Consider the following 17,592-nt stretch of genomic DNA (forward strand, 5'->3'; position numbering starts at 1 on the left):
TCTGAATTTCTTCAGTCTGCTGCATCCTGGAAGATGAGAACATGTGTTCTTATTTTCGTCTCTATCATAGTTGAGTATTTACTCTCTTACAATCAGATCTCTTTCATTGCTCAACAGGCGATGGCTTCAGACTTTGCATTACGGAATTTTTAAGAAAGGCAGGGCGAAACGAGGAAGAAGCTTTTCGCCCTGGACAACATTCCTGCTGACGGCACTACCATAAAAAAACAGAACGCTTTCAACAACCTTGCGTTTTTCATCTTCCGTAGCGGCTCGGAATAAATTTACGTTCTTACATTCCGTCTCATAGTCTTTGCGAGGCCCGTCCCAGATAGCTGTCCCAGTCTTTCCATACCGGCTGCAAACCCTGAGCGGTTAACGCGGCAGCAACCGCTTCCGGTCTGCGATCGTCGTGCGGTGAGAACTGTTCCAACTCGGGGTGATTATCGGCATAGCCACCTGGCTGCGTTTTCGAGAAGGCGCTGACGTTATTGATCGCCAGCGGAATAACGCGATCGCGAAACCACGGTGATTCCCGCGTGGAGAGTGACAGTTCAATCTCCGGTGCAAGCAGTCGGAAGGCGCAGATGGTTTGCACTAACTGGCGTTCATCCATAATCGACGCAGGCTCAATGCCGCCAGTACACGGGCGCAGGCGCGGAAAGGAGACAGAGTAACGGCTTTGCCAGTAATGCTGTTGCAGCCATAGCAAATGTTCGGCAACCATATAGCAGTCAACGCGCCAGTTGTCGGAAAGGCCAATTAGCGCGCCGAGGCCTATCTTATCAATCCCCGCACGCCCCAGCCGATCCGGCGTTTCCAGCCGCCAGAAGAAGTCCTGTTTTTTTCCTTTCAGATGATGGCGGGCATAAGTCGCCTCGTGATATGTCTCCTGATAAACCATCACGCCATCCAGACCAAGCTGCTTTAACTCGGCGTATTCCGTCTCCGCCAGCGGTTGCACTTCCATTTGTAGTGAAGAGAACTGTTCACGCAGGGCGGGGAGATGACGACGAAAGTAATCCATCCCCACTTTCGCCTGATGTTCACCAGTGACTAATAGCAGATGTTCAAAGCCCATCTCCCGTATAGCGGCGCTTTCCCTGGCAATATCCGCTTCATCCAGCGTTTTGCGCTTGATGCGATTACTCATGGAAAATCCGCAGTACGTGCAGTCGTTAGCGCAAAGATTGGAAAGATAAAGCGGGACGTAGAAACTAACTGTGTTGCCAAATCGCTGACGGGTCAGACGCTGCGCCCGTTGGGCCAGTTGTTCCAGATAGCCACTGGCGGCTGGCGATAACAGCGCCATCATATCGTCGCGGGTGAGTTGCGAGGCATTTAGCGCCCGTTCTACGTCAGCAGCCGTTTTGCCGTTGATACGCAGGCGGATGTCGTCCCAGTCCAGTTGTCGCCAGCGATCGCTGAAGGTTTTCATGCCGATGCCTCCAGAAATCCAGTCAGCGGGCTGGTGGCATGAGCAAAATGACTGCGGCTGCCCGGTCCGGACTGACGTGCCAGCAGGCCTGCTTCTACCGCCAGACGAAATGCCTTCGCCATGTTGACGGGATCGTCCGCGACGGCAATTGCCGTATTCACTAACACCGCGTCGGCCCCCATTTCCAGCGCCTGCGCGGCATGGCTGGGAACGCCGATGCCAGCATCGACAACCACCGGCACTGTGGCCTGCTGGATAATAATCTCCAGCATGGCGCGGGTTTCCAGTCCCTGATTCGAGCCAATCGGCGCGCCGAGCGGCATCACCGCTGCACAGCCGACTTCTTCCAGACGTTTACACAATACCGGATCGGCCCCGCAGTAAGGCAGCACGACAAATCCCTGTTGTACCAGCGTTTCGGCGGCTTTCAGGGTTTCGATGGGATCGGGCAACAGCCAGCGGGCGTCAGGGTGAATCTCTAATTTTAACCAGTTTGTGCCTAACGCTTCACGAGCCAGATGGGCGGCGAAAATGGCTTCTTCCGCTGTTTTCGCCCCGGATGTATTTGGCAGCAGGGTCACACCCGCCGCGATAAGCGGTTCGAGGATAGCGTCGTTGTGCTGGCGCAAGTCGACACGTTTCATCGCCAGTGTCACCAGCTGGCTGCCGGAAGCGCGGATCGCCTCCACCATCAGTTGTGAAGAAGCGAATTTCCCTGTGCCGGTAAACAGATGTGAATCAAACGTTTTGTCCGCAATACGTAACATTTCAACCCCCTGCAATAACCTGAAAAAGCAGGATCTGGTCGCCATCCTGCACGATATGTTGCGCCCACTGCTCACGCGGGACGATTTGCTGATTAATCGCCAGAGCCGCGCCCGCTTGTCGTTGGTCGAGTTGCTCCAGTAGTTCGTGAACAGTTTGCCCGGCGGCGCACTGCATCGGTTGATCGTTAAACAGGATCTGCATTGCTTCCTCCGCATACCGGGCAACCACTGGCGCGGCGCAACGCCAGGCTGCGCCACTGGCTCGATTTACCGTCGAACAGTCGGAGTTCTCCCGCAGGTGTCTCTATACCGCTTAATAACTTAATGGCTTCCAGTGCCTGCAAAGTGCCCATAACCCCGACCACCGGGCCAACCACGCCCGCCGTGCGGCAGTTGCGTTCTGGCTCCTGGTTATCTGGCCACAGGCAGCGGTAACACCCCTGCTCCCAGGGCGGCGTCAGTACCATCAACTGACCGCCAAATCCGACCGCGCTGGCGGTGATAAGCGGCGTGTTGAGTGCCACGCAGGCGGCATTAATCTCCTGGCGAGTCGCCATATTGTCGGTACAGTCGAGCACCACATCGGCCCGTGCAACCGCATCTTTTAACGCCTCACCCGTTAACCGTTGTTGTAATGCTGTCAGTTGAATGTCGGGATTCAACTGTGTCAGTCGCTGTTGGCTGACCTGCGATTTCGGGCGATCGATATCTTCAGTGGTAAAGAGGATTTGTCGTTGCAGATTGCTTAAATGCACATCGTCGTCATCTGCCAGTACCAGCGTCCCGACGCCAGCGCCCGCCAGGTACAGCGCAGCAGGTGTACCCAGCCCGCCCAGACCGATAATCAGCACCTGGCTGTCGAGCAGTTTTTGCTGCCCGTCCAGAGCGATATCGTCGAGCAGGATTTGGCGGCTATAACGCATAAAGTCACGGTCATTCATCGCCAACTCCTGCAATTTCCAGCAACTGTGCCGTTGCCAAACGCCAGTCTGCGGCTTGAGTAATGGCGCTGACGACGGCGATACTGCCGACACCCGTTGCTATCACCGCAGGCGCGCGTGCCAGACTGACACCGCCAATCGCCACGGTGGGATAATCCGCCAGTCGCTCAACATGCCGTGCCAGCTGTTCCAGCCCCTGCGGTGCAGAAGGCATCTGTTTGGTTTGCGTCGGGAACACATGTCCCAGCGCGATATAAGAGGGGCGTGCTGCCAGCGCGACGTCGATTTCCATATCGTCATGTGTCGAAACGCCCAGCCGCAGGCCTGCCGCGCGGATGGCATTGAGATCGGTGGCTTGCAAATCTTCCTGCCCCAAATGGACGCCATACGCCTGATGCTTGATCGCCAGCCGCCAGTAATCGTTGATAAACAATCGCGCGTTATAGCGGCGGCCCAGCGCAATTGCCGCCACGACATCGGCTTCCACCTCTTCATCGCGCCGATCTTTGATGCGTAGCTGGAGAGTACGTACGCCTGCATCCAACAGACGTTCGATCCACTGTACGCTGTCCACCACCGGGTACAGTCCTGAACGAAAAGGTACAGGAGGAAAATCAGGCTGATACATCACGCTTCCTCCTTACGCAGGTAGATTTCTCCGCCTCTGGCACGGAAGTTCTCCGACATATCCGCCATTCCCATTTCAATAGTTTGCGTGGCGGCGTAATCACGCACTTCCTGGCTGATTTTCATCGAGCAGAATTTCGGCCCACACATGGAGCAAAAATGGGCGACTTTACCTGACTCTTGCGGCAGGGTTTCATCGTGATAAGCGCGGGCGGTAAACGGGTCGAGGGCCAGATTAAACTGGTCTTCCCAGCGAAATTCGAAGCGGGCTTTCGACATGGCGTTATCGCGAATTTGCGCGCCCGGATGCCCTTTCGCCAGGTCAGCGGCGTGGGCGGCAATCTTATAGGTGATAAGCCCCTGCTTAACATCTTCTTTATTAGGCAGACCCAGATGCTCTTTTGGCGTTACGTAACAGAGCATCGCGCAGCCAAACCAGCCAATCATCGCCGCACCAATCCCCGACGTGAAGTGGTCATAGCCCGGCGCAATATCGGTAGTTAGCGGCCCCAGAGTGTAAAACGGCGCTTCGTGGCAGTGCTCTAACTCCTCGGTCATATTGCGGCGGATCATCTGCATCGGCACGTGGCCTGGGCCTTCAATCATCACCTGCACGTCATATTCCCAGGCAATTTTGGTCAGTTCGCCCAGCGTATGCAGCTCGGCAAACTGCGCTTCATCGTTGGCGTCCTGAATAGAACCGGGGCGCAGACCGTCGCCCAGCGACAGCGAAACGTCATAAGCGGCACAGATTTCACAAATTTCGCGGAAGTGTTGATAGAGGAAATTTTCCTGATGATGGGAGAGGCACCATTTCGCCATAATCGAACCGCCGCGAGAGACGATACCGGTCAGGCGTTTCGCGGTCATCGGCACATAGCGCAGCAGTACGCCCGCATGGATAGTGAAGTAATCCACACCTTGCTCGGCCTGTTCCAGCAGCGTGTCGCGGAACGCTTCCCAGGTAAGATCTTCGGCGATCCCGTTAACCTTCTCCAGCGCCTGGTAGATCGGCACTGTACCGATCGGCACCGGGCTGTTACGCAAAATCCACTCGCGGGTTTCGTGAATATAGCGACCGGTGGAGAGATCCATCACCGTATCCGCTCCCCAGCGCGTGGACCATACCAGCTTTTCCACTTCTTCTTCGATGGAAGAGGTGACCGCCGAGTTGCCGATATTGGCGTTAACTTTTACCAGGAAATTGCGACCAATAATCATCGGCTCCGATTCCGGATGATTAATGTTGGCCGGGATAATCGCACGTCCGGCAGCAACTTCATCACGGACAAATTCCGCAGTGATATTTTCCGGCAGATGTGCGCCAAAGCTCATTCCCGGATGCTGGTGGCGTAAAACCTCGCTACGGATGCGCTCGCGGCCCATATTCTCGCGGATGGCGATGAATTCCATTTCCGGCGTGATGATGCCCTGTCGGGCGTAGTGCAGTTGGGTGACACGGCGTCCTGCTTTGGCGCGTTTTGGTGTTAGTACACCGCTAAAACGCAGTTCGTCGAGGCCATCATCTGCCAGCCGCGCTTTAGTGTAATCGGAACTGCGCACGGTAAGTTCTTCGGTATCGCCGCGCGCATCGATCCACGGCTGGCGTAGTTTTGCCAGCCCTTGCTGCACGTTAATGGCAATCTGCGGATCACCATACGGGCCGGAGGTGTCGTAGACCGGAATCGCTTCGTTTTCTTCGTACTGCGGCTGTTCTTTGCTACCGCCAATTAGCGTCGGGCTAAGCTGGATCTCACGCATCGGCACGCGCACGCCGGGGTGTGTGCCAGTGATATAAATGCGTTTTGAGTTGGGAAAGGCGGTGCCTTCCAGGGTGTCGATAAAATGTTGGGCCCGGGCGCGTTGTTCGCGGCGGGTCAGTTTTGTTGCAGACATAGCTCATTCCAAAAAGTTAAGGACGTGGCTTGTCAGACGACGGATGAAGCAAGAGACGATCGCCGCAGGGGCGATGCGATAGCAGATTAACTCTTGTTCCCTTCGCAGGTATTAGCCTGATCAGGTTCCGCGGATCCCGAATAAACGGTCTCAGCCAGTTAAGGCACTCCGACAAGAAATTAGCCCCGCAAATGGGGCATTGAATGTAAATTACGCGTTAACAGCGCAGAACTCAAGCAGGATGTTTGACGCGGGCGGCGTCAAGCACCAGCAGAATCAGCTTATCTTCCAGCACAAAGCGCGCTTCCAGCGCCTCGCCGATGTCAGATAAAACCTGTTGAAACTCAAGGTAATTATCATGATCGATGGCGGTTTCCAGACTGGAATCGTAGTAATCCATAATCTGTTGAGTATTGGCTTCGAGTTGCGGCCAAATCTTCGCGGCGCGCGCGAGTTGCCCGTTGCCTTCCAGCTTATGAAGAATGCGCTCATAAATACTGAAATGTCCGGCAGACAAGTAATCGACCAGGCTCTGACAAAAATCATCAAGGGCTTTTTCGTTTAGCCTCATGTACGATTCTTTGCCAGGCTTAATGCCAACCAGATTGTAGTAAGCCACGAGCAGATGCTTACGTACATGTAGCCAGCGATCAACCAGTTTGTTACTTCCTCTGACGCGCTCCGTCAGGTTATCGAGCTGGTTAAGCATGATTGACTCCGCAAGTTTGTATTCAAAAACTGCTCAGTGAGAAATGTAAAAACCATGTTAAACATGCCAGTGATGCAAAGGTAGTGCAAGAGCTATGGATCGTATAATTGAAAAATTAGATCACGGCTGGTGGGTCGTCAGCCATGAACAAAAATTATGGTTGCCGAAGGGAGAATTGCCATATGGCGAAGCGGCAAATTTCGATCTTGTGGGTCAGCGCGCACTACAAATCGGCGAATGGCAGGGGGAACCTGTTTGGTTAGTACAACAGCAGCGGCGTCACGATATGGGGTCGGTACGTCAGGTCATTGATCTCGATGTTGGGCTGTTTCAACTGGCCGGACGAGGCGTACAACTGGCGGAGTTTTACCGATCGCATAAATACTGTGGTTACTGCGGGCATGAAATGTATCCGAGCAAAACCGAATGGGCGATGCTGTGCAGCCATTGCCGTGAGCGTTACTACCCGCAAATCGCCCCCTGCATTATTGTTGCTATCCGTCGCGATGATTCGATCCTCCTCGCCCAGCATACCCGCCATCGTAACGGTGTCCATACAGTACTTGCCGGATTCGTCGAAGTGGGCGAAACCCTCGAGCAGGCAGTCGCGCGGGAAGTGATGGAAGAGAGCGGAATTAAAGTTAAAAACTTGCGTTACGTGACTTCTCAGCCGTGGCCGTTTCCTCAGTCTTTAATGACCGCGTTTATGGCGGAATATGACAGCGGCGACATCGTGATCGACCCGAAAGAATTGCTCGAGGCGAACTGGTATCGCTATGACGATTTGCCGTTACTCCCGCCGCCCGGCACCGTAGCGCGCCGTCTGATAGAAGATACGGTGGCGATGTGTCGGGCAGAGTATGAGTGATGATACACTGACCGCCTGACGCACTAAGGAACAGCCAAAATGACCGAACTTAAAAACGATCGTTATCTGCGGGCGCTGCTGCGCCAGCCCGTTGATGTCACTCCAGTATGGATGATGCGCCAGGCGGGTCGCTATCTACCGGAATATAAAGCCACGCGCGCCCAGGCGGGCGATTTTATGTCGCTGTGCAAAAACGCCGAGCTGGCGTGCGAAGTGACTTTGCAACCGCTGCGTCGCTACCCGCTGGATGCGGCGATCCTCTTTTCCGATATCCTCACCGTGCCGGACGCGATGGGGTTAGGGCTCTATTTTGAAGCCGGAGAAGGTCCGCGTTTTACCTCGCCAGTCACCTGCAAAGCCGACGTCGATAAACTGCCAATTCCGGACCCGGAAGATGAGCTGGGTTACGTGATGAACGCGGTGCGTACCATTCGTCGCGAACTGAAAGGCGAAGTGCCGCTGATTGGTTTTTCCGGCAGCCCGTGGACGCTGGCAACCTACATGGTGGAAGGCGGCAGCAGCAAAGCCTTCACCGTGATCAAAAAAATGATGTATGCCGATCCGCAGGCGCTGCACGCTCTACTCGATAAACTGGCGAAAAGCGTCACTTTGTATCTGAATGCGCAGATTAAAGCCGGTGCTCAGGCTGTGATGATTTTCGACACCTGGGGCGGCGTGCTTACCGGGCGCGATTATCAACAGTTCTCGCTTTATTACATGCATAAAATTGTTGATGGTTTACTGCGTGAAAACGACGGTCGCCGCGTACCGGTCACGCTGTTTACCAAAGGCGGCGGACAGTGGCTGGAAGCCATGGCAGAAACCGGTTGCGATGCGCTGGGCCTCGACTGGACAACGGACATCGCCGATGCGCGCCGCCGTGTGGGCAATAAAGTCGCGTTGCAGGGTAATATGGATCCGTCGATGCTGTACGCGCCGCCTGCCCGCATTGAAGAAGAAGTAGCGACTATACTTGCAGGTTTCGGTCACGGCGAAGGTCATGTCTTTAACCTTGGTCACGGCATTCATCAGGATGTGCCGCCAGAACATGCTGGCGTGTTCGTGGAGGCAGTGCATCGACTGTCTGAACAGTATCACCGCTAAGGAGTGATTATGGATCTCGCGTCATTACGCGCTCAACAAATCGAACTGGCTTCTTCTGTGATCCGCGAGGATCGACTCGATAAAGATCCACCGGATCTGATCGCCGGAGCCGATGTCGGGTTTGAGCAGGGCGGAGAAGTGACGCGAGCGGCGATGGTGCTGCTGAAATATCCCTCGCTTGAGCTGGTGGAGTATAAAGTTGCCCGCATCGCCACCACCATGCCTTACATTCCAGGTTTTCTTTCCTTCCGCGAATATCCTGCGCTGCTGGCAGCGTGGGAGATGCTGTCGCAAAAGCCGGATTTAGTGTTTGTCGATGGTCATGGGATCTCGCATCCTCGCCGTCTTGGCGTCGCCAGCCATTTTGGTTTGATGGTGGATGTGCCAACGATCGGCGTGGCGAAAAAACGGCTCTGCGGTAAATTCGAACCGCTCTCCAGCGAACCGGGCGCGCTGGCCCCACTGATGGATAAAGGCGAGCAGCTGGCCTGGGTCTGGCGCAGCAAAGCGCGCTGTAACCCGTTGTTTATCGCTACCGGCCATCGGGTCAGCGTGGACAGCGCGCTGGCGTGGGTACAACGCTGCATGAAAGGCTATCGTCTGCCGGAGCCAACGCGCTGGGCGGACGCGGTGGCCTCGGAACGTCCGGCGTTCGTGCGCTATACAGCAAATCAGCCCTAATTCAGGTAAACTGCGGATAATTTCCGTATTTGAGAACTCAACATGTTACAAAACCCAATTCATCTGCGTCTGGAGCGCCTGGAAAGCTGGCAGCATGTCACTTTCATGGCTTGCTTATGCGAACGCATGTACCCCAATTACGCCATGTTCTGCCAGCAAACCGGTTTTGGTGATGGGCAAATTTACCGTCGTATTCTCGATCTCATCTGGGAAACGCTGACCGTTAAAGACGCAAAAGTAAATTTCGACAGCCAACTGGAGAAATTTGAAGAAGCGATTCCTTCAGCCGACGATTTCGATCTGTACGGCGTTTATCCGGCAATCGATGCCTGCGTGGCGTTAAGTGAACTGGTCCATTCGCGTTTGAGTGGTGAAACGCTCGAACACGCGGTGGAAGTGAGTAAGACCTCCATCACGACCGTTGCGATGCTGGAAATGACTCAGGCTGGTCGCGAAATGAGCGATGAAGAGCTTAAAGAAAACCCAGCTGTAGAGCAAGAATGGGACATTCAGTGGGAAATATTCCGACTTTTAGCTGAGTGCGAAGAACGCGATATCGAGCTGATAAAAGGCCTTAGGGCAGACCTGCGTGAGGCGGGTGAGAGCAATATTGGTATAATTTTTCAGCAATAAGACCAGAAAACGTGATTTAACGCCTGATTTGTCGTACCTGGAGTCTTCCCTTTCGCCCCCCGTCTGGTCTACATTTGGGGGGCGAAAAAAAGTGGCTATCGGTGCGTGTATGCAGGAGAGTGCTATTCTGGCATTTCCGTCGCACTCGATGCTTAGCAAGCGATAAACACATTGTAAGGATAACTTATGAACAAGACTCAACTGATTGATGTAATTGCAGAGAAAGCAGAACTGTCCAAAACCCAGGCTAAAGCTGCTCTGGAGTCCACTCTGGCTGCAATTACTGAGTCTCTGAAAGAAGGCGATGCTGTACAACTGGTTGGTTTCGGTACCTTCAAAGTGAACCACCGCGCTGAGCGTACTGGCCGCAACCCGCAGACCGGTAAAGAAATCAAAATTGCCGCAGCTAACGTACCGGCATTTGTTTCTGGCAAGGCACTGAAAGACGCAGTTAAGTAAGATTGCGTGGCAGTGAACAGTTTTAACGAAGGGGTGGTTTCACCCCTTTTGTCTTTCTGGCGTCGATCATTGATGCTGGCAGGCGCTCTGTTTCTCACTGCCTGTAGTCACAACTCTTCACTTCCTCCCTTTACCGCCAGTGGATTTGCTGAAGACCAGGGCGCGGTACGCATCTGGCGAAAAGACAGCGGCGATAATGTGCATCTGCTTGCCGTGTTTAGCCCGTGGCGCAGTGGCGATACCACGACGCGAGAGTATCGCTGGCAGGGCGATAACCTCACGCTCATCAATATCAATGTTTACAGCAAACCGCCGGTGAACATTCGCGCGCGTTTTGACGATCGCGGCGATCTGAGCTTTATGCAACGTGAATCCGATGGGGAAAAGCAGCAGCTTTCTAACGACCAAATCGATTTATACCGTTATCGTGCTGATCAGATCCGCCAGATTAGCGATGCCTTACGTCAGGGGAGAGTCGTGCTGCGCCAGGGGCGCTGGCATGCGATGGAACAGACCGTGACCACCTGCGAAGGGCAAACCATTAAACCTGATTTAGATTCGCAGGCGATAGCGCATATCGAGCGCCGCCAGAGCCGCTCTTCTGTTGATGTCAGCGTGGCATGGCTGGAAGCGCCCGAAGGTTCGCAATTACTGTTAGTGGCAAACTCTGATTTCTGTCGCTGGCAACCCAACGAGAAAACGTTCTGATTTACCAGTGGCCCATACCCATATGACCGCCACCACCGCAGCCGCCGTAACCCATGCCCATTCCGGTACCGCGCGGAATACCCGCTTCAGCCATCGCAATATCTCGTTTCACCCGTAACTCATCTAACGACTGACGCAAATTCTCCATCTCTTTGGCGACCGCGTTAATTTTGCTGCTATCCGGTGGGTTCGCGGCTAACAGGGCATTGTATTCATAACGCTTCGTCACCAGTTGCTGTTGCAGTGCGCTGCTTTGAGCGTAAAAGTCATTATGGATTTTCTGCCACGCTGTCTGTTGTTCGCTGGTCAAAGGCGCGGCATTTTGCTGCCACATACCGTGTCCGCCGTGAGCAAATGCAGATGTCGATCCCATCGCCATTGCTGAAAGCGCCATCATTACCAGGGCAATTTTCGTGTTCCGTTTCATGGTTAATCCTCCAGTGGTTGTCTTACTTCGGGTATTGCATCTTCCGTGCCAACGATGAAACGCTGATATGACGGGTAATCTGGCATGATAAACGAGTAAAAATGACTCGCCTGCTGCGGGTAGCGAGTCATTTTTACTCATTGAAACTTAAGCCTTTGTGTTACAGCGCAGGGTAAGCGCTGATAAAAGATGGCATGATTTCTGCTGTCAGAAAGGGATGAGCAGGCAAAGAAGAAGATGCGTTTTATGCAACGTTCTAAAGACTCCTTAGCTAAATGGTTAAGCGCGATCCTCCCCGTGGTCATTGTTGGGCTGGTAGGGTTGTTTGCGGTGACGGTGATTCGCGATTATGGGCGCGAGACTGCCGCCGCCAGACAAACGCTGCTGGAAAAAGGCAGTGTACTTATTCGCGCTCTTGAATCCGGCTCGCGCGTCGGCATGGGGATGCGCATGCATCATGCGCAGCAGCAGGCCTTACTGGAAGAAATGGCCGGGCAGCCTGGAGTACGTTGGTTTGCGGTCACGGATGAACAAGGAACAATCGTGATGCATAGCAACTCCGGCATGGTGGGAAAACAGCTTTATTCCCCGCAGGAAATGCAGCAGTTACATCCTGGAGATGAAGAAGCGTGGCGGCGGATCGATAGCGCAGACGGCGAGCCTGTTCTGGAAATTTATCGCCAGTTTCAACCGATGTTTGCTGCTGGAATGCACCGGATGCGCCATATGCAGCAGTATGCCGCGACACCACAAGCAATTTTCATCGCTTTCGACGCCAGTAATATTGTGAGTGCCGAAGATCGTGAGCAGAGAAACACCCTGATTATCCTCTTCGCCCTGGCGACGGTCTTGCTGGCAAGCGTGTTGTCATTCTTCTGGTATCGCCGCTATCTGCGCTCGCGCCAGCTGTTGCAGGATGAAATGAAGCGCAAAGAGAAGCTGGTAGCTCTGGGGCATCTTGCGGCAGGCGTTGCCCACGAAATCCGTAATCCACTTTCCTCAATTAAAGGGCTGGCGAAATACTTTGCCGAACGCGCGCCAGCAGGGGGAGAAGCGCATCAATTGGCGCAGGTGATGGCGAAAGAAGCCGACCGTTTAAACCGCGTGGTAAGCGAGTTGCTGGAACTGGTTAAGCCAACGCATCTGGCTTTGCAGGCGGTGGATCTCAACACGCTGATTAACCACTCATTACAGCTGGTAAGCCAGGATGCAAACAGCCGGGAGATCCAGTTACGCTTTACCGCCAACGACACATTACCGGAAATTCAGGCCGATCCGGACAGGCTGACTCAGGTCCTGTTGAATCTCTATCTCAATGCTATTCAGGCGATTGGTCAGCATGGCGTGATTAGCGTGACGGTCAGCGAAAGCGGCGCGGGCGTGAAAATCAGCGTTACCGACAGCGGTAAGGGAATTGCGGCAGATCAGCTTGAAGCCATCTTCACTCCGTACTTCACCACCAAAGCCGAAGGCACCGGATTGGGGCTGGCGGTCGTGCATAATATTGTTGAACAACACGGTGGTACAATTCAGGTCGCAAGCCAGGAGGGAAAAGGCTCAACGTTCACCCTCTGGCTTCCGGTCAATATTACGCGTAAGGACCCACAAGGATGACGCACGATAATATCGATATTCTGGTGGTGGATGATGACATTAGCCACTGCACTATTTTGCAGGCTTTACTGCGCGGCTGGGGCTATAACGTCGCGCTGGCGAACAGCGGGCGACAGGCGCTGGAGCAGGTGCGGGAACAGGTTTTTGATCTTGTGCTTTGCGATGTGCGAATGGCGGAGATGGACGGCATCGCCACGCTGAAAGAGATCAAAGCGTTAAACCCGGCAATTCCGGTGCTGATTATGACTGCGTACTCCAGCGTCGAGACGGCGGTAGAGGCACTGAAAACTGGGGCGCTGGATTATCTCATCAAGCCGCTGGATTTCGATAACCTACAGGCGACGCTGGAAAAAGCGCTCGCGCATACGCACAGTATTGATGCTGAAACACCTGCGGTGACTGCCAGCCAGTTCGGTATGGTCGGTAAAAGCCCGGCGATGCAACACCTGCTCAGTGAAATCGCCCTCGTCGCGCCATCGGAAGCCACGGTACTGATCCACGGCGATTCCGGCACCGGTAAAGAGCTGGTCGCCAGGGCGATTCACGCCAGTAGCGCACGTAGCGAAAAACCGCTGGTAACGCTCAACTGTGCGGCACTCAACGAATCCTTACTGGAATCTGAATTGTTCGGTCACGAAAAAGGGGCGTTTACTGGAGCCGATAAACGCCGGGAAGGGCGCTTTGTTGAGGCGGACGGCGGCACGCTGTTTCTCGATGAAATTGGCGATATCTCGCCGATGATGCAGGTGCGTCTGCTGCGTGCGATTCAGGAGCGCGAAGTTCAGCGTGTCGGTAGCAACCAGACTATCTCGGTTGATGTCCGGCTGATTGCGGCGACCCATCGCGATCTTGCCGCAGAGGTGAATGCCGGGCGTTTTCGCCAGGATCTCTACTATCGCCTGAATGTGGTGGCGATTGAAGTACCATCGCTGCGGCAACGGCGGGAAGATATCCCTCTGCTGGCTGGCCATTTTCTGCAGCGCTTTGCCGAGCGTAATCGCAAGGCGGTAAAAGGTTTTACGCCCCAGGCGATGGATCTGTTGATTCATTACGACTGGCCGGGAAATATTCGTGAGCTGGAAAACGCGGTGGAACGGGCAGTGGTGCTGCTGACCGGGGAATATATTTCCGAACGCGAGCTGCCGCTGGCGATTGCCAGTACGCCGATCCCGCTGGGACAAAGTCAGGATATTCAGCCGTTGGTGGAAGTGGAAAAAGAGGTGATTCTGGCGGCGCTGGAGAAAACGGGCGGCAACAAAACCGAAGCCGCCCGTCAGTTAGGGATCACGCGCAAAACGCTATTGGCAAAACTGTCGCGTTAGTTCTGCTCGCGTTCGATAGCGCGCCAGCCGATATCTTTCCGGCAGAAGCAGTCGTCCCAGTGAATATCGGTCATTAAGGCATAAGCGCGTTTCTGCGCTTCTGCCACGGTATGACCCAGCGCGGTGACGCACAGTACGCGCCCGCCGCTGGTCACTACCTGCTCGTCATCCGCCAGTTTTGTGCCTGCATGGAACACTTTGCCGTCTTCCACTTCTTCCAGCGGCAGGCCGTGGATCACATCACCGGTGCGGTAATCGCCCGGATATCCACCCGCAGCCATCACCACGCCGAGAGAAGCGCGTTCATCCCACTCGGATGTTTTCTCGTCCAGCTTCCCTTCACAGGCTGCCAGGCAGAGCTCAACCAGATCGGACTTCATGCGCAGCATAATCGGCTGGGTTTCCGGATCGCCAAAGCGGCAGTTAAATTCGATAACCTTCGGATTGCCCTGTTTGTCGATCATCAGGCCCGCGTAGAGAAAACCGGTGTAGGTGTTGCCTTCCGCCGCCATGCCTTTCACGGTTGGCCAGATGATACGTTCCATGGTGCGCTGATGAACTTCATCGGTTACTACCGGCGCGGGGGAGTAAGCGCCCATCCCGCCCGTGTTTGGTCCGGTATCTTTATCGCCTACGCGTTTGTGATCCTGGCTGGTGGCCATCGGCAACACATGCTCGCCGTCCACCATCACGATAAAGCTCGCTTCTTCGCCATCGAGGAACTCTTCGATAACGATGCGATGACCCGCGTCGCCAAAAGCGTTGCCCGCCAGCATATCGTGAACAGCCGCTTCCGCTTCTTCCAGCGTCATCGCCACGATAACGCCTTTCCCGGCAGCCAGACCGTCCGCTTTAATGACGATTGGCGCGCCTTTCTCACGCAGATACGCCAGCGCAGGTTCTACCTCGGTGAAGTTCTGGTATTCCGCCGTAGGGATCTTATGGCGGGCCAGGAAATCTTTGGTAAACGCTTTTGAGCCTTCCAGTTGGGCCGCACCTGCGGTTGGGCCGAAGATTTTCAGCCCGGCGGCGCGGAAGGTATCGACCACGCCTTTCACCAGCGGCGCTTCCGGGCCGACGATGGTCAGATCAATCTTTTCGTTTTGTGCGAAATCCAACAGCGCCGGGATATCGGTCACGCCAATAGCAACGTTTTGCAGCGCGGGTTCCAGCGCAGTGCCTGCATTACCCGGAGCAACAAAAACAGTCTCAACCAGCGGCGACTGGGCCGCTTTCCAGGCCAGCGCGTGCTCGCGCCCGCCGTTACCAATCACTAATACTTTCATCTATTGCTCCATTAATGGCGGAAGTGGCGCATGTCGGTGAAGAGCATCGCAATACCGTGCTCGTCGGCGGCGGCAATCACTTCGTCATCACGGATGGAACCGCCAGGCTGGATTACGCAGGTCACGCCCGCAGCGGCGGCGGCATCAATACCGTCGCGGAACGGGAAGAACGCGTCAGAAGCCATCGAGGAACCTTTCACTTCCAGGCCTTCATCAGCAGCTTTAATACCGGCGATTTTCGCGGAGTACACGCGGCTCATCTGGCCCGCGCCAATACCGATGGTCATATTGTTTTTGGCATAGACGATAGCATTGGATTTCACGAACTTCGCCACTTTCCAGCAGAACAGCGCATCGCGCAGTTCCTGTTCGGTCGGCTGACGTTGGGTGACGACGCGCAGTTCTTCCGCACCGACCATCCCCAGGTCACGATCCTGAACCAGCAGACCGCCGTTCACGCGTTTGAAATCAAGACCCGGAACACGCTCGCCCCACTGACCGCAGGTCAGAACGCGTACGTTCTGCTTGGCGGCGGTGATTTTCAGGGCTTCTTCGCTGGCGGAAGGCGCAATAATCACTTCGACAAACTGACGAGAAATGATGGCCTGTGCGGTTTCCGCATCTAGCTCGCGGTTAAAGGCAATGATGCCGCCGAATGCGGAGGTTGGGTCGGTTTTGTACGCGCGATCGTAAGCATCAAGAATGGAATTGCCGATAGCTACACCGCAAGGGTTGGCGTGCTTCACAATCACACATGCCGGCTCGGCGAACTCTTTCACGCACTCCAGCGCCGCATCGGTATCGGCGATGTTGTTATAAGAGAGGGCTTTACCCTGAACCTGGGTTGCGGTAGCAACGGAGGCTTCTTTCACATTCTCTTCTATATAGAAGGCAGCCTGCTGGTGGCTGTTCTCGCCGTAACGCATATCCTGCTTCTTAATGAAGTTCAGGTTCAGCGTGCGTGGGAAGCGACCGGCGGCTTCTTTGCTTTCACCGTGGTACGCCGGAACCATGCTGCCGAAGTAGTTGGCAATCATGCTGTCGTAGGCGGCAGTGTGTTCGAAGGCTTTGATGGCGAGGTCGAAACGGGTTGCAAGCGTCAGCGATCCTTCGTTGTCATCCATCTCTTTAATAATGGCGTCGTAGTCGCTGCTCTTCACCACGATTGCGACATCTTTATGGTTCTTAGCGGCGGAGCGCACCATGGTCGGGCCGCCGATATCGATGTTCTCAACCGCATCTTCCAGCGAGCAACCTTCACGGGCCACGGTCTGGGCGAACGGATACAGGTTAACAACCACCATATCGATAGGCTGGATCTGATGTTCTTCCATAATGGCATCGTCCTGGCCGCGACGGCCCAGAATGCCACCATGTACTTTCGGATGCAGGGTCTTCACGCGTCCATCCATCATCTCCGGGAAACCGGTGTAATCGGAAACTTCGGTTACCGGCAGACCTTTTTCTGCTAACAGACGGGCAGTGCCCCCTGTAGACAGCAGCTCCACACCGCGTGCGGAAAGTGCCTGGGCGAATTCGACGATACCGGCTTTGTCAGAAACACTGAGCAGAGCGCGGCGGACTGGACGACGTTGTTGCATGGTAAATCCCCTGGATTTGACTATTACAGAGAGCGTTAGCTGAATTTTTCGCGAAAAACTCAGCTAACGCCCCTAACGGGGCATCCTTATTTTTCGCCCGCATTGTAACGAAAACGTTTGCGCAACGCTCGCGAATTTTTCTCTTTCAATGGTGATCACAATTTTGACAGTGGTTACCGTGGGAAAAATACAGAAATTACATTGATGATTGTGGATAACTCTGTGCGTAAAAAGGTATAAAGCGGGGTTTTGCTGGGGAATGCAGCAGTCAGTCATTTTTCTGCAATTTTTCTATTGCGGCCTGCGGAGAACTCCCTATAATGCGCCTCCATCGACACGGCGGATGTGAATCACTTCACACAAACAGCCGGTTCGGTTGAAGAGAAAAATCCTGAAATTCAGGGTTGACTCTGAAAGAGGAAAGCGTAATATACGCCACCTCGCGACAGTGCGCTAAAGCGCGTCGCAACTGCTCTTTAACAATTTATCAGACAATCTGTGTGGGCACTCG

Annotated in this window: 18 protein-coding genes and 1 riboswitch; of the genes, 8 read left to right on the forward strand and 10 right to left on the reverse strand. The window is 54.5% G+C overall.

Going from position 1 to position 17,592, the window contains the following annotated elements:
* Positions 1 to 304: 304 nt before the first annotated feature.
* The 7 genes from thiH to rsd form a co-directional block, all read right to left on the reverse strand.
* Positions 305 to 1,438: a 2-iminoacetate synthase ThiH gene (thiH, locus tag ACJHXA_RS21365; RefSeq protein WP_000847445.1), complete on the reverse strand. Its 1,134-nt coding sequence runs from the start codon at positions 1,436 to 1,438 to the stop codon at positions 305 to 307.
* Complete coding sequence (thiG, locus tag ACJHXA_RS21370; protein WP_000944103.1) at positions 1,435 to 2,205, reverse strand: thiazole synthase; 771 nt, start codon at positions 2,203 to 2,205, stop codon at positions 1,435 to 1,437. The genes thiH and thiG overlap by 4 nt, the downstream gene beginning before the upstream one ends.
* A gap of 1 nt (position 2,206) precedes the next feature.
* Complete coding sequence (gene thiS, locus ACJHXA_RS21375) at positions 2,207 to 2,407, reverse strand: sulfur carrier protein ThiS (RefSeq protein ID WP_001166230.1); 201 nt, start codon at positions 2,405 to 2,407, stop codon at positions 2,207 to 2,209.
* Positions 2,391 to 3,146, reverse strand: a complete 756-nt coding sequence (thiF, locus tag ACJHXA_RS21380) for a thiazole biosynthesis adenylyltransferase ThiF (RefSeq protein WP_000999737.1) — start codon at positions 3,144 to 3,146, stop codon at positions 2,391 to 2,393. Before thiF ends, thiS begins: the two co-directional genes overlap by 17 nt.
* A complete protein-coding gene (gene thiE, locus ACJHXA_RS21385; protein ID WP_000284617.1) occupies positions 3,139 to 3,774 on the reverse strand; it encodes a thiamine phosphate synthase in 636 nt (211 codons plus the stop codon). The genes thiF and thiE overlap by 8 nt, the downstream gene beginning before the upstream one ends.
* A complete protein-coding gene (thiC, locus tag ACJHXA_RS21390; RefSeq protein WP_001276926.1) occupies positions 3,774 to 5,669 on the reverse strand; it encodes a phosphomethylpyrimidine synthase ThiC in 1,896 nt (631 codons plus the stop codon). The genes thiE and thiC overlap by 1 nt, the downstream gene beginning before the upstream one ends.
* An 80-nt stretch (positions 5,670 to 5,749) precedes the next feature.
* A riboswitch (TPP riboswitch) is annotated at positions 5,750 to 5,850 on the reverse strand.
* A gap of 51 nt (positions 5,851 to 5,901) precedes the next feature.
* Positions 5,902 to 6,378 carry a sigma D regulator gene (gene rsd, locus ACJHXA_RS21395; RefSeq protein ID WP_000934302.1) on the reverse strand — a complete coding sequence of 159 codons (477 nt, stop codon included), beginning with the start codon at positions 6,376 to 6,378 and terminating at the stop codon, positions 5,902 to 5,904.
* Positions 6,379 to 6,472: 94 nt separating this feature from the next.
* On the opposite strand from rsd, the gene nudC reads away from it, so the two are divergent.
* The 6 genes from nudC (at position 6,473) to ACJHXA_RS21425 (ending at position 10,831) form a co-directional block, all read left to right on the forward strand.
* Positions 6,473 to 7,246, forward strand: coding sequence for an NAD(+) diphosphatase (gene nudC, locus ACJHXA_RS21400; protein ID WP_000373940.1), 774 nt, complete (start codon positions 6,473 to 6,475; stop codon positions 7,244 to 7,246).
* A 39-nt stretch (positions 7,247 to 7,285) separates the two neighbouring features.
* On the forward strand, positions 7,286 to 8,350 hold the full coding sequence (gene hemE, locus ACJHXA_RS21405) for a uroporphyrinogen decarboxylase (protein ID WP_000137657.1): 1,065 nt from the start codon (positions 7,286 to 7,288) through the stop codon (positions 8,348 to 8,350).
* Positions 8,351 to 8,359: 9 nt separating this feature from the next.
* Positions 8,360 to 9,031, forward strand: a complete 672-nt coding sequence (nfi, locus tag ACJHXA_RS21410) for a deoxyribonuclease V (RefSeq protein WP_000362392.1) — start codon at positions 8,360 to 8,362, stop codon at positions 9,029 to 9,031.
* A gap of 42 nt (positions 9,032 to 9,073) precedes the next feature.
* Entirely contained in the window at positions 9,074 to 9,664 is a 591-nt protein-coding gene (locus ACJHXA_RS21415; protein ID WP_000940106.1) for a YjaG family protein, read from the forward strand.
* A 186-nt stretch (positions 9,665 to 9,850) separates the two neighbouring features.
* Positions 9,851 to 10,123 (forward strand): nucleoid-associated protein HU-alpha, encoded by a 273-nt coding sequence (hupA, locus tag ACJHXA_RS21420; RefSeq protein ID WP_001044513.1) that lies wholly within the window; start codon positions 9,851 to 9,853, stop codon positions 10,121 to 10,123.
* 12 nt (positions 10,124 to 10,135) lie between these two features.
* A complete protein-coding gene (locus ACJHXA_RS21425) occupies positions 10,136 to 10,831 on the forward strand; it encodes a DUF1481 domain-containing protein (protein WP_001300651.1) in 696 nt (231 codons plus the stop codon).
* Position 10,832: 1 nt separating this feature from the next.
* On the opposite strand, the gene zraP is transcribed toward ACJHXA_RS21425, so the two are convergent.
* Positions 10,833 to 11,258 (reverse strand): zinc resistance sensor/chaperone ZraP, encoded by a 426-nt coding sequence (zraP, locus tag ACJHXA_RS21430; RefSeq protein ID WP_001299292.1) that lies wholly within the window; start codon positions 11,256 to 11,258, stop codon positions 10,833 to 10,835.
* A gap of 237 nt (positions 11,259 to 11,495) precedes the next feature.
* Here zraP and zraS point away from each other — a divergent pair, with 237 nt between their 5' ends.
* Together zraS and zraR are read left to right on the forward strand one after the other, a co-directional pair.
* Entirely contained in the window at positions 11,496 to 12,872 is a 1,377-nt protein-coding gene (gene zraS / locus ACJHXA_RS21435; protein ID WP_001211921.1) for a two-component system sensor histidine kinase ZraS, read from the forward strand.
* Positions 12,869 to 14,194: a sigma-54-dependent response regulator transcription factor ZraR gene (zraR, locus tag ACJHXA_RS21440; RefSeq protein WP_000148507.1), complete on the forward strand. Its 1,326-nt coding sequence runs from the start codon at positions 12,869 to 12,871 to the stop codon at positions 14,192 to 14,194. The genes zraS and zraR overlap by 4 nt, the downstream gene beginning before the upstream one ends.
* On the opposite strand, the gene purD is transcribed toward zraR, so the two are convergent.
* On the reverse strand, positions 14,191 to 15,480 hold the full coding sequence (purD, locus tag ACJHXA_RS21445; RefSeq protein ID WP_000866812.1) for a phosphoribosylamine--glycine ligase: 1,290 nt from the start codon (positions 15,478 to 15,480) through the stop codon (positions 14,191 to 14,193). The two genes, zraR and purD, sit on opposite strands and share 4 nt — an antisense overlap.
* 11 nt (positions 15,481 to 15,491) lie before the next feature.
* Positions 15,492 to 17,081 carry a bifunctional phosphoribosylaminoimidazolecarboxamide formyltransferase/IMP cyclohydrolase gene (purH, locus tag ACJHXA_RS21450; protein ID WP_001187566.1) on the reverse strand — a complete coding sequence of 530 codons (1,590 nt, stop codon included), beginning with the start codon at positions 17,079 to 17,081 and terminating at the stop codon, positions 15,492 to 15,494.
* Between the last annotated feature and the right edge of the window lie 511 nt (positions 17,082 to 17,592).

The organism is Escherichia sp. WS33, assembly GCF_046486385.1.
Classification (GTDB): domain Bacteria; phylum Pseudomonadota; class Gammaproteobacteria; order Enterobacterales; family Enterobacteriaceae; genus ECMA0423.

What these genes read in the sequence shown, in the direction of transcription:
- thiF (WP_000999737.1), bottom strand. Translation starts at nt 3,146, where the DNA reads ATGAATGACCGTGACTTTATGCGTTATAGCCGCCAAATCCTGCTCGAC.
- zraR (WP_000148507.1), top strand. Translation starts at nt 12,869, where the DNA reads ATGACGCACGATAATATCGATATTCTGGTGGTGGATGATGACATTAGC.
- zraP (WP_001299292.1), bottom strand. Translation starts at nt 11,258, where the DNA reads ATGAAACGGAACACGAAAATTGCCCTGGTAATGATGGCGCTTTCAGCA.
- thiS (WP_001166230.1), bottom strand. Translation starts at nt 2,407, where the DNA reads ATGCAGATCCTGTTTAACGATCAACCGATGCAGTGCGCCGCCGGGCAA.
- thiE (WP_000284617.1), bottom strand. Translation starts at nt 3,774, where the DNA reads ATGTATCAGCCTGATTTTCCTCCTGTACCTTTTCGTTCAGGACTGTAC.
- nudC (WP_000373940.1), top strand. Translation starts at nt 6,473, where the DNA reads ATGGATCGTATAATTGAAAAATTAGATCACGGCTGGTGGGTCGTCAGC.
- purD (WP_000866812.1), bottom strand. Translation starts at nt 15,480, where the DNA reads ATGAAAGTATTAGTGATTGGTAACGGCGGGCGCGAGCACGCGCTGGCC.
- purH (WP_001187566.1), bottom strand. Translation starts at nt 17,081, where the DNA reads ATGCAACAACGTCGTCCAGTCCGCCGCGCTCTGCTCAGTGTTTCTGAC.
- thiC (WP_001276926.1), bottom strand. Translation starts at nt 5,669, where the DNA reads ATGTCTGCAACAAAACTGACCCGCCGCGAACAACGCGCCCGGGCCCAA.
- ACJHXA_RS21415 (WP_000940106.1), top strand. Translation starts at nt 9,074, where the DNA reads ATGTTACAAAACCCAATTCATCTGCGTCTGGAGCGCCTGGAAAGCTGG.
- hemE (WP_000137657.1), top strand. Translation starts at nt 7,286, where the DNA reads ATGACCGAACTTAAAAACGATCGTTATCTGCGGGCGCTGCTGCGCCAG.
- zraS (WP_001211921.1), top strand. Translation starts at nt 11,496, where the DNA reads ATGCGTTTTATGCAACGTTCTAAAGACTCCTTAGCTAAATGGTTAAGC.
- thiG (WP_000944103.1), bottom strand. Translation starts at nt 2,205, where the DNA reads ATGTTACGTATTGCGGACAAAACGTTTGATTCACATCTGTTTACCGGC.
- thiH (WP_000847445.1), bottom strand. Translation starts at nt 1,438, where the DNA reads ATGAAAACCTTCAGCGATCGCTGGCGACAACTGGACTGGGACGACATC.
- hupA (WP_001044513.1), top strand. Translation starts at nt 9,851, where the DNA reads ATGAACAAGACTCAACTGATTGATGTAATTGCAGAGAAAGCAGAACTG.
- rsd (WP_000934302.1), bottom strand. Translation starts at nt 6,378, where the DNA reads ATGCTTAACCAGCTCGATAACCTGACGGAGCGCGTCAGAGGAAGTAAC.
- nfi (WP_000362392.1), top strand. Translation starts at nt 8,360, where the DNA reads ATGGATCTCGCGTCATTACGCGCTCAACAAATCGAACTGGCTTCTTCT.